This window comes from Vibrio sp. 1580 (assembly GCF_033340055.1).
The window spans coordinates 275,467-290,253 of the sequence record NZ_JAWOVT010000003.1 but is presented as its reverse complement, the minus strand read 5'-3'; the positions used below and the strand labels follow the sequence as shown (position 1 = coordinate 290,253).

The following is a 14,787-nucleotide window of genomic DNA, read 5'->3' as shown; positions in this document are numbered from 1 at the left end:
CCTCACTATGAGGCTCTTTTATAATCAAACGCAAAAATGACAATTTTCCCGGTCTAAACCATGAACACCAGATAAACTAGTGAGATGCGCTCGCCCCTCAATCAGCCCCATTTCATACCCTTCTAGTAAAACGGATTGTCGCATTGATAAGCGCTGAACATGAAAATTATCTGGTGGGGCAATTACCCTAACATGTGTTCCTGGTGGAGGGTTACGAATAAACTCTAATGATTGATTATAGTTATCTGCACGTCTTAACATCGCACCCGCCATTTTGGGGTGCTCCGCAAACAGTTTCTTCATCAGCCATGTGGTCTTAACTGGCTTTTTGGCATAATTCAGCGGGTGAGAGAGTACTACGGTTATGTCGCGAGCCCCTCGACGATAAGCCTCACGCACTGGTATAGAGTCAGCGACCCCACCATCGGTATAACAACCGCCAGAAAAACAAGGGGTATGCTTGTAGGCAATCGGTAATGCTGTTGTCGCTTCAATCGCATGGTGAAAATTATCACGTGTCACGCGATAGTAATCTGCCTGCCCTGTATCTACATTTGTTGTCGCTGCGAGAAAAGGAACGCCATTAAACAGTTTATTTTCATCGACGGGATACAAGCGATTAGATTCTTCAAACAACCACTTCACATCGATGAGGTCCCCACCTTTAACGAAGCGAGTCGGGTCAAAAAAGCGTTTACTTGTGGCCAGCTTAGTAATGACGTTAATACTGCGATGCGGGTAGTCGGTCAAATACCCAATCAAATTTGATGCACCAGCAGATACACCGATTGCAAAATCAAACGGTTTATAACTCTGCTCTAAAAACGCATCTAACACTCCGCTTGCGAAGACGCCTCGCATCGCGCCACCTTCTACTACAATTGCTTTTGTTGCCATATTTCCCCCATTCTCCTTGCCAAAAGAGTAATGAAATTCGTGCAATCACAACAATTGAATATTCTGATTATTGAAATAGGTGAAGTCTATTTATTTCTCTCTTAGAAAATGAAAACTAAAGTTCAAAAAATCCGTACCCGTTAGAAATGTAATTGCGGGCTTAACCAAGGTGGCAAGGTCTAAGAGAAATCTAGGAGAAAACCGTTTTATAGGCTTCGCCCGCGCCATCAATGAACATTTGAGTACCAATAACCGCTAGAATTAAGCCCATCATTTTAGTCACAACATTTAGAGCACTTGGTCCAACCGCTTTGACCAATTTGTCTCCAAATAAAAACAGTACATAGGTGATCACACAGAGGACAGCGAAAGAAACGATAGTAATAATGGTTTGATCGAAACCACCCGCTGTCGCAAAGTTCATCGCGGTAGCAATCGTTCCAGGCCCAGCTAATATTGGCATCGCCAGTGGAGACACTGCAATACTCAATGCCGCCCGTTGCTGAGCTGGTGAATACGCCTTCTCTTTGGTTTTCTGATGCGTCGAATCACCTTGAAGCATGTTAAAACCTATCAAAAACACCAAAATACCGCCTGTTATTCGCAATGCATAAAGCGTGATACCAAACAAATCAAAAATTAACTTACCGGCAATAGAAAATATCGCGATGATAATAAATGCAATAAAAACCGAGCGAAGCGCAATGGAACGGATGGTTTCTTTATCTTCATCAGCAGTTAAACTCAAAAAGATGGGAATATTGGCGATAGGGTTCATGATGGCAAAGAAGCCCATAAACACCGTAACTGTATGAACAATGAGTTCTTTCATATTTTCCACTGCATTTAAATTATTGATTCTAAAAACAGTATATACGCTCTCAAACAGAACGAGTGGTGTATTCTCGATTCGCCTTCACACTTATGCGCCAAGCATTGTTTTTCTTTTGAGATAGTTTACCGACTCATCAAATGTCGCTAAGGTGAGTCTTCAGCCTTTACACGTAACAGGGGATGTTAAGTCACCATGAACAGCACGATTCAAACAATTCTCAATCACCGCTCAATTCGAAAATTCACCTCACAACCGATTGAGAGCGAACAATTAGATGCCATTCTTCAAGCCGGCCTTGCGGCGTCCTCATCAAGCATGTTGCAAGTCGTTTCAATTATCCGCGTGACCGACAAAGAAAAACGTACGCTATTAGCTCAATATGCCGGAAATCAAGGGTACGTTGAAAGCGCGGCTGAGTTTTTGGTGTTTTGTATTGATTACCAGCGCCACGCCAGTATCAACCCAGATGTTCAAGCTAATTTTACCGAGTTAACGCTAATAGGCGCTGTAGACTCGGGCATCATGGCACAAAATTGCTTGCTTGCGGCGGAGTCGATGGGACTAGGAGGTGTGTATATTGGTGGTTTACGAAACAATGCCCAAAAAGTAGACGAATTATTAGGTTTACCTAAAAATACCGCCATTTTATTTGGTATGTGTCTTGGTCATCCAGATCAAGCCCCTGAAGTAAAACCTCGCCTACCTAAGCATGTCGTGGTGCATGAAAATCAGTATCAAGACCTAAGCTTGGATGATATTCAGACGTATGACCAAACTATGCAAAACTACTATGCAAACCGTTCGAGCAATCAAAAACAGAGTACTTGGTCACAAGAAGTCACCAGTAAACTGGCTGGCGAATCACGTCCGCACATCCTGCCTTACTTAAACAGAAAAGGGCTCACTAAAAGGTGATGACTACAATACGATAGGATCAAAAAAGGCCTCTGAAGAGGCCTTTAGAATTTATCAGCAAAAACTTGCTTAGTTACCGCCTGAACCGCCTGATGGTGGAGCAACCGGATCAACTGGCTTACCAGGCTTCGCATCTGGAACTGGTGGAACGGTAGGTTTGATTTGGTCTACAGGCTTACCTGCAGCAATGTCTTTTTCAACCTGCTCAACAACGTTCTTCGTATCTTCTTCAGAGATTTCTACGTAAATCACTTCTTCAGAATCCGCGCCTGCTTTAGGGTAATGCGGGTATTTCGCAATCACTTCTTCTGCCATTGATTTTGCAGCTACAGCCACGGCTTCAGGTGCAGCTGTTGGGTTCGCTTTAATGATATCAGACACGATATTTGCCGTAGCAACTAGCTTCGTAGCAAGTTCACTATTGCCGCCTTCACTTTGAAGGTTAGCAACTACAGACTCTGTATCACGAAGGATTTCGTCAACTGTTTTACCACTTGCATTGATATCGATACCTAAATTGGCAAATACTTTTTCAGCAGTATCTGATGAGTATACCTCTCCGTCATCTAGAGAGTTAGCTACCAACGTTGTAAATGGAGAACCTGTAACTAAAGAGTCAGCTTGGGCAAGACCTTTAGGAATCTTGTAATCAGACGTAATAGGTTTTCCGTTAGATGCATCTACACTCTTATCAGTATGCTTCAATGTGAAAGTACATTCACCTGGTGCACTCACTACGTCGATATGGCTAATGCGAGCTTTACCAACCATGCCTTCATAGTTTGTTGTTAGCTCATCAGCCTGACCTTTTAAGTCTCCACCACAGTCATAAGATACTTCCATGCCGATAACAGCTGGGTCATAAGCCTGTACTGAGTATGTTTTTACCTCAGGATCGCTGTCACTACCACAACCTGCTAGTAGAACAGCAGCCACACTTGCCGTTAAAAGTTTGATTTTCAAAATTAGCTCCAATATTTGTTGTTATATCCGACCGCAACACGAAGCATAACGGCAGTTGCATATAGTGTAAATAGGATGCATACAACTTTGGCATGAGTTTTTTCACATTACTGCCTGTTTGCTTGTGCAAAATCATGCATTCATCTCAATAACGCTAAATAGACACAATTTTGTCATGTATTCGTCAGTATTTTTTCGAGTAACTTGTTGCCTTTATTGCAACCAGATGGATAATAGTTGACTATTTTTTGTGGGTCGGATTTTCACACCTTCATTAATAAAACTAAGAGCTCTAAGTCGCTAGCAGCCATTTGGAGTGTTTATTACACAAATAATTCTGAATGGACTCGCTTTCTAAAGGCTTAAAACTGCAGTAAATCGTCAATATTGATGAAACTCAGTTCAATTAGAATGAATCAATTTCAGTCGGCAAACTTTCTTTCGGTAGTTATAAACCAATGAACACATTTAATAAATTTTTGGGGATATCAGTACTTCCAATCCTTCTTACAGGGTGTACTTTGCCTGGTAGCCACCTTTCGGTCAGTGACAAAACAGTCATGAGCACTGAATCGAGTGATATAGAGTCTCAGGTTACCGTTTATCCCTTAACTTTGGAGCGCGTAACGTCTTTAAATTCAGTGGACCCTTTTTCAAAACCAAACCCAGAGTTAGATATTGAAATCGCAAAATATGAATACGAAGTAGGACCTGGCGATATCCTAAATATCACTATTTGGGATCACCCAGAGCTAACGATCCCAGCGGGCTCATACCGAAGCTCAGCCGAAGCGGGTAACTGGGTGCATTCGGATGGCACGATCTTCTACCCTTACATAGGTGTCGTACATGTTGAAGGCAAAAACGTACGTCAGATTCGTGCAGACATTGCAAGCCGCCTTGCAAAATACATTGAGAGCCCACAGGTCGATGTAAGCGTTGCGGCATTTCGCTCTAAAAAGACTTATGTAACTGGCGAAGTTAACAAGCCAGGACAACAACCAATTACAAACATCCCCCTTACACTTCTAGATGCTGTGAATAGAGCTGGCGGACTGGCTGCCGAGGCTGATTGGCGTAATGCGACACTGACACGCAATGGCGTTGTTGAAAACGTCTCTTTGTATGCTCTGATGCAACAAGGCGATTTAACTCAAAACCGCCTTCTAAAGCCTGGTGATATTGTTCATATTCCTCGAAACGATGCGCAAAAAGTATTTGTTATGGGCGAGGTTAACGATCCGAAATTACTCAAAATTGATCGTAGCGGCATGAGCCTTACTGAGGCTCTTAGCAGCGTTGGTGGTATCAGTGAAATCTCCGCAGATGCTACCGGTGTGTTTGTCATCAGACGTTCAAAAGAAGAAGCTAAAATGGCGGACATTTATCAGCTAGATGTTTCTGACGCTTCTGCTTTGGTGATTGGTACTGAGTTTGATCTCAACCCTTACGACATAGTCTATGTGACGGCTGCACCTGTTAGTCGTTGGAATCGTGTGATTGCTCAGCTCGTTCCAACCATTTCCGGCTTTAATGAACTAACTGAAGGTGTACTACGAGTACGCACTTGGCCGTAAAACAACGTGCCGCAAGAAACTTATCTCTTGCGGCACGTAATCGATAGCTACTCAGCTCAATTGCGCAATATAAAGAAGCCAGCAATTCAGTTGAGATCATAAGCATACAATTTAAAGTAGGGTAAGCATTTGTTTTCTAATATTCTTGTCGTCTGTGTCGGTAATATTTGCCGCTCTCCAACAGGAGAGCGGCTTTTGCAGTCTTTACTACCAAACAAACATGTCGCATCAGCAGGAATCGCAGTAGATAAGAGCCATCTAACGGGAAAAGCTGCTGACGAGATGGCAACCACTATCGCGAACGAACATAGCGTAAGCTTAGATGGACACGAAGCACGACAATTAACACCTGAGCTTTGCGCTCAATACGATCTGATATTGGTTATGGAAAAAGGTCATTTAGAAGCCTTAACCAAAATCGCTCCTGAGGCACGAGGTAAAACGATGCTGTTTGGACAGTGGATAAATGAACAAAACATCCCTGATCCATACAGACAAAGTAGAGAAGCTTTCGAACATGCATATACGCTTATAGAAAAAGCAGCAAAAGCGTGGTCTCAAAAACTATAAGCCGCAAGGCTAAATAAACGCCAATGGCAAGGTATTTAAGAAGTTAAAGTAATGACAACACAAACTATTAAGCAATCACGTCAAGCCGACGATGAGATCGATTTGGGAAAGTTATTTGGGATCATTCTCGATGCCAAATGGCTCATTCTATGTACCGTAGTCCTATTTTCAATTATAGGCGTCGGCGTTGCCATTCTATCAACACCTATCTATAAAGCTGACGCTCTTATCCAAATCGAAAGTAAGAGTTCAGGTGGTATTTCAGCGATGGTTGGTGATATGGGAGAGCTGTTTTCAGCAGAATCATCAGCGACAACAGAAATAGAGATCATCAAATCTCGTATGATCTTGGGCGGTACTGTTGATAAGTTCAACTTAACGACTGTCGTTTCTCCAAACTACATGCCAATTATTGGTAAAGGCCTAGCTCGACTACAAGGTGAGCAAATCAGTCTGAGCGTTTCACGATTTAATGCTCCTTCTTACGCAGTTGGCGTTCCTTTAACTCTTGAAGTTATTGATTCTGAAAAACAGACGTTCAGGCTCTTAGAAGATGACAATAACGTCATTTTAGAAGGTAAAGTTGGTGAACTGCTTGAGAAGAATGGATACCAATTTTTGGCGACTGAACTTGTGGCTCAAACTGGTGACTCATTCACGGTCAGCAAAATCAGTAAATTAGATGCAATTAATAAACTTCAAGAAAACTTATCGATTAGCGAACGTGGTAAGCAAACCGGGATTATATCTTTAAGCTTCTCTGGTGAAGACCGCGCTAAGATTCAAGATATCTTGAACGACATTAGCCAAAACTACTTCTTACAAAACGTTCAAAGAAATTCTGCAGAGGCAGAGCAAAGCCTCGAGTTCTTGAAAGGTCACCTCCCAGACATCAAAACAAAACTGACCGCTTCTGAAGACGTTTTAAATCGATTCCGTCAAGAAAATGAATCTATCGATTTAGGCCTTGAAGCTCAGTCAACGCTGAAAGTAATGGTTGAGTTAGAAGCACAGCTAAATGAGCTTACATTCAAAGAAAGTGAGATCAGCCAACGCTTCACACAGGATCACCCAGCTTATAAGTCGCTACTTGATAAACGTGAAACACTACTAAAAGAGAAAGAACGTCTTAATAAACAAGTTCAAAAGTTACCGAAAACACAGCGTGAAGTTCTACGTATGACACGCGATGTAGAAGTAAACCAACAAATCTACATCCAACTATTGAACAAGGTTCAAGAGCTCAACATTATTAAAGCCGGAACAGTTGGCAACGTTCGAATCTTAGATAACGCTCAATCTTTCTCTAAGCCAATTAAGCCGAAAAAAGCGCTTATCGTTGTGCTAGCAACACTGCTTGGCGGTATGGCAGGCGTTGCTTTCGTATTAATTCGTGCAGCATTCCACCGTGGTGTGGAAACACCAGATCAAATTGAACAGATTGGCATGCCAGTTTACGCAAGCGTTCCAAAATCTATTCAACAACTGGAATTTGCAAACAAGCTTAAGCGCAACAAAGGCAGCAACAATGAGCTAGTCCTTCTAGCGGAAGCTAACCCAGCCGATCTTTCCATTGAGGCTCTACGTAGTCTTCGCACTAGCTTGCACTTTGCAATGATGGAAGCGAAGAATAACGTTCTTATGATTTCAGGTCCTGCACCATCTATCGGCAAAACATTTGTATCGACCAACTTTGCGGCCGTCGCTGCGAAAACCGGTCAGAAAGTGCTGCTTATTGATGCGGATATGCGTAAAGGTTATTTGCAGCAATGCTTCGGTCTACGTTGGGACAACGGTCTTTCTGATTACTTGAGCGGTAAGACATCCCTTAGCAACATCATTAAATCTACATCCATTGATAATTTAGATGTTGTGACTCGCGGCCAAGTACCACCAAATCCGTCAGAACTTCTTATGCACCCTCGCTTCAAGAGCTTTGTTGACGAGATGTCTGCACAATACGATCTAGTCATCATCGATACGCCGCCTGTACTCGCAGTTACCGACCCAAGCATTGTTGGCGCGCTTGCAGGAACAACTCTGATGGTCGCTCGTTTTGATCAAACGACTTTGAAGGAGATTGAAGTCGCGCAAGGTCGCTTCGAGCAATCAGGCGTTGAAGTTAAAGGTGTGATTCTCAATGCAGTTGAGAAAAAAGCATCTAACTCATACGGCTATGGATACGGCTACTATAACTACGCGTACAAAAGCGAATCATAACTTGAATTTAGATCGCTAATTAAACCAAATATGACAAAGCCCTGCTAGAAACAGCAGGGCTTTTTCTATTGCACTCTTAATTGCTTGTACGTAATCAAACTAAGCAAGACAAAGAATATTGGGTCACTCCAACCAAAACCGACAAATACTCCGATAATGCCGGCATAGGTAGTAATCACTGCCCCTAAGCCATTAGTAATCAATAATGCTTTAAACAGCTGTTTCGCAGTATGCCCTGATTCCACATTACGTAACATCAAACTCACCGCTGCGATTCCACCTAAAAAGATCGAAGTATGCTGCGATAAAAACAGCGCGTACTGGTCGTTAATTTGTACTCCATACATCGGCCACATTATGGTTGGTACAAAAAACAACGCAAAAGCGAATACCGTATATACGACACCATGAACGGTTAGAAAAGTGCGGTTGGTCATCATCTCCTTATCCTCTAATAGGCCCTTGATTGAGCGTCGTTAACGGCACATTGATATCGAAAATTTGACCTCGTACTTCGACTACGCCCATTTTTCGTAAGCGTGCGGCATGCATTTCGAGATAAGCTTGCGCCGTGGCTTCATCTTCAAAAAGATAGATACCACCACCGAGTTTGTCTTTTTCGCTTTCCGTCCAGATTTTCCAAATCATGCCCGGCTCTTGGTTAATCGACTTAGCTAAGTCGACCAGAGCATTCGACATCTCGTCACCAAACGGACCATGAAATTCAAAATCAACTTGCAATAATTTCGCCATCTTGAGTCTCCTCTTCTTATTGACTCGTTTTCGATGACAAGATTATTACCTTTATAAAACTGACAGAAAAGTTCATAATTTCGCCATTAACTGTCTAAAAAATTGACTCATGAGACTAAAAACGACCTTAGAACAATGGCAAACGCTACAAGCGATTAATCAAGAAGGCAGCATTCAATCCGCAGCTTTACTGCTCAACAAGAGCCATACCACATTGATCTACTCGGTGAGGAAGTTAGAAGACCAACTTGGTATTCAACTTATCGAAGTACGAGGGCGCAAAGCGGGTTTGACAGAGCACGGCAAAACCATACTGCGTCGTGCACAATCCATGCTTGAACAAGCGCGGGAACTAGAAGTCATCAGCGAGCAGTTAAAAAGTGGGGTGGAATCTCAAATCACGGTCGCAATAGATCATCTTTGTGACCCTTGTTGGCTTTATGCACCACTCAGTCAATTTTTGGAGGACAACAACACGACCTCCGTTCAAGTGGTTGAAACGTCACTGAGCAAAACAACCGAAATGGTCGTAAATGAGCTCGCTGACATCGCAATCATCAACTTACCGATAACCAACTACCCTGCCGAAGCATTTGGCGTAACAACCATGCTGCCTGTAATCGCAGCACACCATCCACTCGCTAAAAAGCCGCATGTTTCCATCGACGATTTTGCAACCACCAGCCAAATTGTCATCCGTGACTTAGGTGATTCAGACAAAACGAAAAGAGATGTGGGTTGGTTACGCGCACGTCAGCGTATTACCGTCGATAACTTCGACCACGCTTTTCACGCCGTAGAGCAAGGCGCTGGATTTTGTCGGCTACCAGCGCACTTAGTCGCAACCCGCAAGAGCGATAAAATTAACGTATTGGAGATCGAACACTCCCATCAATATCAAGTTGCGCTGCACCTCACTTTGCCCAAAGGAGCCAAAAGTGGTCCTGCGACTCAAGCGCTTTATCGTACTTTACTCAAAAGTGTAGAAACTCGAGTCTAGCAACAGTGGTATTGAGTTGAATCGCTAGTGTTATCGGCTATTGATTCTCCCTAAATATAGAGAAACGGCCATTTTGTGACGCTACACTCTCACAAAAGGTTGCACGAAGGATAGCGACCACCTACTATCACTCTGCTCATGCCTAAAGCACCCAACACTCGCGGAAAGAACTCGGTTCACGGCAATATCCTCACCTGCTTGGTTTAGCAGGCACAATCTGTTTTTACCTTCTTTTTTGCTTCTATATAGGCGAGTGTGGAAGAAATAAGAAAGGTGAAATATGAACTCTACAAATAGCTTCTCGATCAATATCAATCAGCAAAAATCCATTGCTAAAAAAAGGCTCAAAGCTATCCGCCTATACGATGACGCCATGTTGGAGTTAGTTAAGCGATTTCACTCCAAACCAGAATCTTTGGCTCCCAATACAATTCAATTGGCTGACGTTCAACATGCACTCGCAAGAGAACTTGGCTTATCCAGTTGGAGTAAACTAAAAGCTCATGTCGAAGAGCTAGAAGCGCACAAACTAGCCATCAAACAACAAAAACCGCCCCTAGATGCGAAAGTAAAAACGCTACACGTTCGTTGCGGTCACGATATACAACAACAGCTTAAAACCAGTGGATTTGAAGGGACATTTTTAGCCCTGATCGATCCGCTTTGTATTGGCCCCATACCAGCAACACCGCAGAACTTCCTTGCCATTCGTGCCCAATATGTCGTAGAGACTCTGCTGCCTGTGATGAAGCGTGAAGACTCGGTTCAAGATATAGTCACATTGGAACAATCAAACCTCGACCTGTTGCAAAGTGATGTATTTGAACGAATCGTCTTTTGGGTCGAACATGACAGTTATGATCAATTGATGCTAATTCGTGCTCTAACACAGTTAGAGAATGTAGAGAATAAAGTGATAGAGATCATTGAGTTGAACCAGTTCCCGGGCACTGAACGATTCATCGGCTTTGGGCAGTTGCCTGAAGAAGCTATTCGTTCTTGTTGGCGATACCGTAAACCTGTGACAGCAAAATTATTCAGTCAGGCTAAACGGTGTTGGCACGCTATTACATCACCGACACCTATTTCCATAGTTAATTTGATTCAGCAGCATAACCTGGATTGCTTGCCCAATATATTCAACGTGCTTAAACGCCATTTGCAAGAGTTACCTAATTCACAAACTGGATTGAGCTTGACACAACACCTCGCACTAAAGGTCTTGAGCTCGCAAAATCGTTCAATTCCCATCAAAGATTGGTTTGAGCAATATCAACAACTAGAACCTCTTCCTTACCTAGGAGACGTGATGTTTTACGCGTTACTCCTCCCTCTAGCACAGTGTCAAACACCTTTGATCACGATTGAGTCACGTGAAAGGCACTGGTGGGAACAAAGCGTCCGTATCACTGAGGCTGGCAAGCAGTGTTTGGAAGGCTTAATACGAGCGAAACAATGCTATTGGGTTGGAGGGATTAAAAATACCAGTCAAAGTTATTGGAGCTGGGATCACCTCCAACTAACTACACTTGCCAACCATCATTGAGTTGACAAATATGAAAGCATAAAGGGTTCGTTGGCTCTGATGAACACTCAATACTAAATTATCCCTAAAGAAGCGACCGCTAGCCTGAATATAACTTAAATAGTTATGCAGAAATGCATCCACTCAAAGAGAGTATGCACTCTATCTCTTATTAAAATTTATTGTAAATCCTCTTTGTTATCGGTTGTATATTCGATAAAAGTGTTAAAATACAAACTTTTCATCCGGCCAATTCGTTAATATTTGGTTAAAATCCCATTTTTATTAGTGATAAAGTTCACATCTATTAACCATTTAGAGGATTATTCTTTCGTATTTTCTCACTCCGCTGCTAATCTGCTCGCCGCTTTGAAGTGAACTCAAGGTGCATAACTATAAGGAGTGTTCTCATGAATACCAAGAAACCGATGTCGCTTACCAGCCGCGTAATTTTAGGTATGGTTGCGGGTATCTTGACAGGATTTGCAATTCGCACACTTTTTGCCGACAACGGATTTGTCGACGCATACATTGTTAATGGATTATTCGAAGTTGGTGGACAGATCTTCGTTGCCAGCTTAAAAATGCTTGTTGTACCGCTAGTATTTGTTTCGTTAGTTTGTGGTACTAGCTCTCTCAAAGACCTCTCTACACTGGGTCGCATGGGCGGTAAAACCCTCGCTTTCTACGTTACGACAACGGCTATCGCGATTACGCTTGCTCTAACTATGGGTACTCTATTCCAGCCAGGGGCAGGGGCAGATCTAACGGCAGCAAGTTCATTCAAATCAGCCGAAGCGCCATCTTTAGGTCAGGTGATCATCGATATGTTCCCGACCAACCCAATCAGCGCAATGGCAGAAGGTAAAACTCTGCAAGTTATCGTGTTCGCCGTGCTATTCGGTATCGCGATCAGTGCAGCGGGTAAACCAGGCGAACGCATCGCAGCATTCTTCTCTGATCTGAATGAAGTGATCATGAAACTGGTCGCGATTTTGATGAACTTGGCGCCTTATGGGGTGTTCTTCTTAATGGCGAAGCTATTTACTGGTCTTGGTCTGGGCGCGATCGTCAATCTGGCAGAGTACTTCTTAGTACTGGCTGGTACGCTTGTCCTACACGGTCTAGTTACTTACAGCTTAATGTTAAAAGGTTTCACAGGTCTAAACCCAATTACGTTCCTACGTAAGATGGAAGACGCGATCATGTTTGCTTTTTCTACAGCATCATCGAACGCGACGATTCCAGTGACAATGGAAACAGCAAAGCACCGCATGGGTGTTGAGAACCGTGTATCATCGTTCACAGTACCACTTGGTGCAACCGTGAACATGGACGGTACGGCGATCATGCAGGGCGTAGCAACTGCGTTTATTGCTCAAGCTTTCAATATTGATTTAACTATGGGCGATTACCTAATGGTTATCATGACGGCAACTCTGGCGTCTATCGGTACCGCAGGTGTTCCTGGTGTGGGTCTTGTCATGCTTGCTATGGTATTGAACCAAGTTGGTCTACCGCTTGAAGGTATCGCGCTCATCATGGGTGTTGACCGTCTTCTTGATATGATTCGTACCGCGGTAAATATCACTGGTGACAGTGCTGTAACCGTCATCGTTGCGAAATCAGAAGGTGCATTGGATGAAGCTCGCTTCAACGACCCAATGGCAGGCGTAGCCGAAGAAGAAGTGCACCTGAAACGCGCTGACGCCTAAATCGTTCTACGATTACCATCCTGAAATTATATAGTCCTGTCTAAAAGAAAACCCCGATGGAAACATCGGGGCTTTTGTTTTCTCCGCGTCTAGAAATGCTCTTTCTAATCCACCATCGAATTCAGCTTTTCTCTCGCTTGTTCTTCATGCTCGTCGGTGATGGCATTGCCGACCGAGTTCGCCGCCAGAGTCAGTGCCGCCATATCATCGGTAAAACCGACGCCAGCTAGTACGTCTGGCACCATATCTGTTGGTAGGACGAAGTAAGCCAGCGCGCCACCTAAAATAGCCTTGTGGCGAACAGAGGTGTTGGAATCTGCCATCGCGAGCCATGATTTAATGCCCATTACGGCAATTTCTTCACCCGCTTTCTTAACCGACCCTTTCATTTTTCGCCAGAATGTTTTCTCATCTGGCGCTTGCATCGTTTGATCTTTGGCGTCTTTCGGCGCCGATTTTACAGACATTGTTGTGCTCATCGTTGCCTCCGAAATTTATGACTATGTCCAACATATTAATAAATCGAACCTGAACGCAAGATTAATAACAAGAAATGATAGTAAAGTGAAACACAGATAGAAAAATCCCCAAACCGAAGTCCGGGGATTATTGCCTTGGAAACAAAAAGTCTTGGAAAACAAAAGTTTTGAAACCAAAAGCTTTGGGAGCCAAGCTTTAGAAGCAGAATGCCTTATTGAACAATCGTCTCCAGTACACGTATCAACATTTTGATACGTGGTTCAATAGACTCAAGCAACAAGTACTCTTGATCGCTGTGGAAGCCCGCACCGATAGGTCCTAGACCATCCAAAGTTGGAACACCAAGAATAGCCGTGTTGTTTGCATCAGAGCCACCACCGACTTCTTTCCAATTGATGTCGATAGCCAGTTCACTTGCCGCTTCTTCAACTAGCATCATCAGGCTTTCTGTTTGTGGGCTTGGCACCATAGAAGGCTTATAAGCTTCACGAACCAACTCAATGCTCACGCCATCAACGAATGGTGTTTCCAGCATGCCATTTAGCTTGCTATCGACATCATCGTATTCTTCGTTGTTCCAGAAACGCACATCCACGCTCGCTTCAGCGTGATCAGGGACGATGTTCGCACCGTTGCCGCCAGAAACAATGCCGACGTTCAGCGTAGTACCAGATTCAAAGTTGGTCATTGCATTGACAGCCAGAATCCAATTCGCCATCTCAGTGATTGCGCTGTGACCATTCTCTGGCTCGTTACCTGCGTGAGCAGCAACGCCATTAAAGGTCATTTTGTAGCGAGCCATGCCTTTACGCGCTTTCACTAAACCACCGTCTGCACGTGCGGCTTCTGCAACCAGTACATTCTTAGCGTTTTTCGCAACTGATTGAATCCAATCCACAGAGTCCAGAGAGCCAGTCTCTTCATCTGGGTTCATGCAGATAGCCATAGACAACTTATCCAACACCGCTTGGTCTAGATTGCGCATCGCGTATACGATGTTCAGCAAGCCAGATTTCATGTCCGAGACGCCCGGACCGTAGGCTTTTTCTGCATCTTGAGACATTGGTCGAAGCTCAGCGGTACCCACAGGGAACACGGTATCCATGTGACCAATCAGCATCACGTCGATTTGCTCAGCTTCCGGCTTGTTTCGAACTTCAAGACCGATGCCCGCTTTGCCACAGTCGATGCGTTTTACGCTCCAACCTGACATCGCTTGGTACTTCTCTTCAAATTGAGAAGCGATAAACTCGATACCATCAGTCGTGTAAGTGCCACAATCCACATTAATCAGCGGACGTAGCTCTTCTAGATATTCATTTAGAGAGAATTGCATG

At 43.7% G+C, this 14,787-nt stretch carries 14 protein-coding genes; 7 read left to right on the top strand and 7 right to left on the bottom strand.

Translation table 11 applies throughout. From position 1 onward, the window contains the following. Nucleotides 1-24: 24 nt before the first annotated feature. Together R7093_RS06570 and R7093_RS06565 are read right to left on the bottom strand one after the other, a co-directional pair. Nucleotides 25-897 (bottom strand): patatin family protein, encoded by an 873-nt coding sequence (locus R7093_RS06570; protein ID WP_047102402.1) that lies wholly within the window; start codon nucleotides 895-897, stop codon nucleotides 25-27. Nucleotides 898-1,087: 190 nt separating this feature from the next. Then, nucleotides 1,088-1,729 carry a MarC family protein gene (locus R7093_RS06565; RefSeq protein WP_005374889.1) on the bottom strand — a complete coding sequence of 214 codons (642 nt, stop codon included), beginning with the start codon at nucleotides 1,727-1,729 and terminating at the stop codon, nucleotides 1,088-1,090. 195 nt (nucleotides 1,730-1,924) lie between these two features. Between R7093_RS06565 and nfsA the strand changes: the two genes are divergently transcribed. Next, nucleotides 1,925-2,647 carry an oxygen-insensitive NADPH nitroreductase gene (gene nfsA / locus R7093_RS06560; protein WP_047102403.1) on the top strand — a complete coding sequence of 241 codons (723 nt, stop codon included), beginning with the start codon at nucleotides 1,925-1,927 and terminating at the stop codon, nucleotides 2,645-2,647. 69 nt (nucleotides 2,648-2,716) lie between these two features. Here nfsA and R7093_RS06555 read toward each other — a convergent pair whose 3' ends face one another. Then, nucleotides 2,717-3,610, bottom strand: a complete 894-nt coding sequence (locus R7093_RS06555) for a hypothetical protein (protein ID WP_047102404.1) — start codon at nucleotides 3,608-3,610, stop codon at nucleotides 2,717-2,719. 458 nt (nucleotides 3,611-4,068) lie between these two features. Here R7093_RS06555 and R7093_RS06550 point away from each other — a divergent pair, with 458 nt between their 5' ends. From R7093_RS06550 to R7093_RS06540, 3 genes are all read left to right on the top strand, one after another. Then, nucleotides 4,069-5,187 carry a polysaccharide export protein gene (locus R7093_RS06550; RefSeq protein WP_017820139.1) on the top strand — a complete coding sequence of 373 codons (1,119 nt, stop codon included), beginning with the start codon at nucleotides 4,069-4,071 and terminating at the stop codon, nucleotides 5,185-5,187. 129 nt (nucleotides 5,188-5,316) lie between these two features. After that, nucleotides 5,317-5,757: a phosphotyrosine protein phosphatase gene (locus tag R7093_RS06545; RefSeq protein ID WP_031780905.1), complete on the top strand. Its 441-nt coding sequence runs from the start codon at nucleotides 5,317-5,319 to the stop codon at nucleotides 5,755-5,757. A 51-nt stretch (nucleotides 5,758-5,808) separates the two neighbouring features. Continuing rightward, nucleotides 5,809-7,977, top strand: a complete 2,169-nt coding sequence (locus R7093_RS06540; protein WP_005374875.1) for a polysaccharide biosynthesis tyrosine autokinase — start codon at nucleotides 5,809-5,811, stop codon at nucleotides 7,975-7,977. Between the two features lie 65 nt (nucleotides 7,978-8,042). On the opposite strand, the gene R7093_RS06535 is transcribed toward R7093_RS06540, so the two are convergent. Further along, nucleotides 8,043-8,414, bottom strand: coding sequence for a hypothetical protein (locus R7093_RS06535; protein ID WP_017634450.1), 372 nt, complete (start codon nucleotides 8,412-8,414; stop codon nucleotides 8,043-8,045). Nucleotides 8,415-8,421: 7 nt separating this feature from the next. Further along, on the bottom strand, nucleotides 8,422-8,730 hold the full coding sequence (locus tag R7093_RS06530; protein WP_005374871.1) for a monooxygenase: 309 nt from the start codon (nucleotides 8,728-8,730) through the stop codon (nucleotides 8,422-8,424). A gap of 109 nt (nucleotides 8,731-8,839) precedes the next feature. On the opposite strand from R7093_RS06530, the gene R7093_RS06525 reads away from it, so the two are divergent. The 3 genes from R7093_RS06525 to R7093_RS06515 all read left to right on the top strand — a co-directional run bounded on the left by R7093_RS06525 (nucleotide 8,840) and on the right by R7093_RS06515 (nucleotide 12,970). Further along, on the top strand, nucleotides 8,840-9,730 hold the full coding sequence (locus R7093_RS06525; RefSeq protein WP_042521726.1) for a LysR family transcriptional regulator: 891 nt from the start codon (nucleotides 8,840-8,842) through the stop codon (nucleotides 9,728-9,730). Nucleotides 9,731-10,010: 280 nt separating this feature from the next. Beyond that, nucleotides 10,011-11,276: a DUF1835 domain-containing protein gene (locus R7093_RS06520; protein ID WP_085569412.1), complete on the top strand. Its 1,266-nt coding sequence runs from the start codon at nucleotides 10,011-10,013 to the stop codon at nucleotides 11,274-11,276. 389 nt (nucleotides 11,277-11,665) lie between these two features. After that, complete coding sequence (locus tag R7093_RS06515) at nucleotides 11,666-12,970, top strand: dicarboxylate/amino acid:cation symporter (RefSeq protein ID WP_017820133.1); 1,305 nt, start codon at nucleotides 11,666-11,668, stop codon at nucleotides 12,968-12,970. A 104-nt stretch (nucleotides 12,971-13,074) separates the two neighbouring features. Here the strand turns inward: R7093_RS06515 and R7093_RS06510 are convergent, their stop codons facing one another. Next, nucleotides 13,075-13,449 (bottom strand): YkvA family protein, encoded by a 375-nt coding sequence (locus tag R7093_RS06510; protein WP_206957636.1) that lies wholly within the window; start codon nucleotides 13,447-13,449, stop codon nucleotides 13,075-13,077. Between the two features lie 212 nt (nucleotides 13,450-13,661). Then, on the bottom strand, nucleotides 13,662-14,786 hold the full coding sequence (locus tag R7093_RS06505; RefSeq protein WP_318146571.1) for a M20 family metallopeptidase: 1,125 nt from the start codon (nucleotides 14,784-14,786) through the stop codon (nucleotides 13,662-13,664). Nucleotide 14,787: the final 1 nt, after the last annotated feature.

Coding starts and splice junctions, on each gene's coding strand:
- nfsA (WP_047102403.1), top strand. CDS start 1,925: ATGAACAGCACGATTCAAACAATTCTCAATCACCGCTCAATTCGAAAA.
- R7093_RS06565 (WP_005374889.1), bottom strand. CDS start 1,729: ATGAAAGAACTCATTGTTCATACAGTTACGGTGTTTATGGGCTTCTTT.
- R7093_RS06540 (WP_005374875.1), top strand. CDS start 5,809: ATGACAACACAAACTATTAAGCAATCACGTCAAGCCGACGATGAGATC.
- R7093_RS06525 (WP_042521726.1), top strand. CDS start 8,840: ATGAGACTAAAAACGACCTTAGAACAATGGCAAACGCTACAAGCGATT.
- R7093_RS06505 (WP_318146571.1), bottom strand. CDS start 14,786: ATGCAATTCTCTCTAAATGAATATCTAGAAGAGCTACGTCCGCTGATT.
- R7093_RS06520 (WP_085569412.1), top strand. CDS start 10,011: ATGAACTCTACAAATAGCTTCTCGATCAATATCAATCAGCAAAAATCC.
- R7093_RS06570 (WP_047102402.1), bottom strand. CDS start 897: ATGGCAACAAAAGCAATTGTAGTAGAAGGTGGCGCGATGCGAGGCGTC.
- R7093_RS06530 (WP_005374871.1), bottom strand. CDS start 8,730: ATGGCGAAATTATTGCAAGTTGATTTTGAATTTCATGGTCCGTTTGGT.
- R7093_RS06535 (WP_017634450.1), bottom strand. CDS start 8,414: ATGACCAACCGCACTTTTCTAACCGTTCATGGTGTCGTATATACGGTA.
- R7093_RS06510 (WP_206957636.1), bottom strand. CDS start 13,449: ATGAGCACAACAATGTCTGTAAAATCGGCGCCGAAAGACGCCAAAGAT.
- R7093_RS06550 (WP_017820139.1), top strand. CDS start 4,069: ATGAACACATTTAATAAATTTTTGGGGATATCAGTACTTCCAATCCTT.
- R7093_RS06515 (WP_017820133.1), top strand. CDS start 11,666: ATGAATACCAAGAAACCGATGTCGCTTACCAGCCGCGTAATTTTAGGT.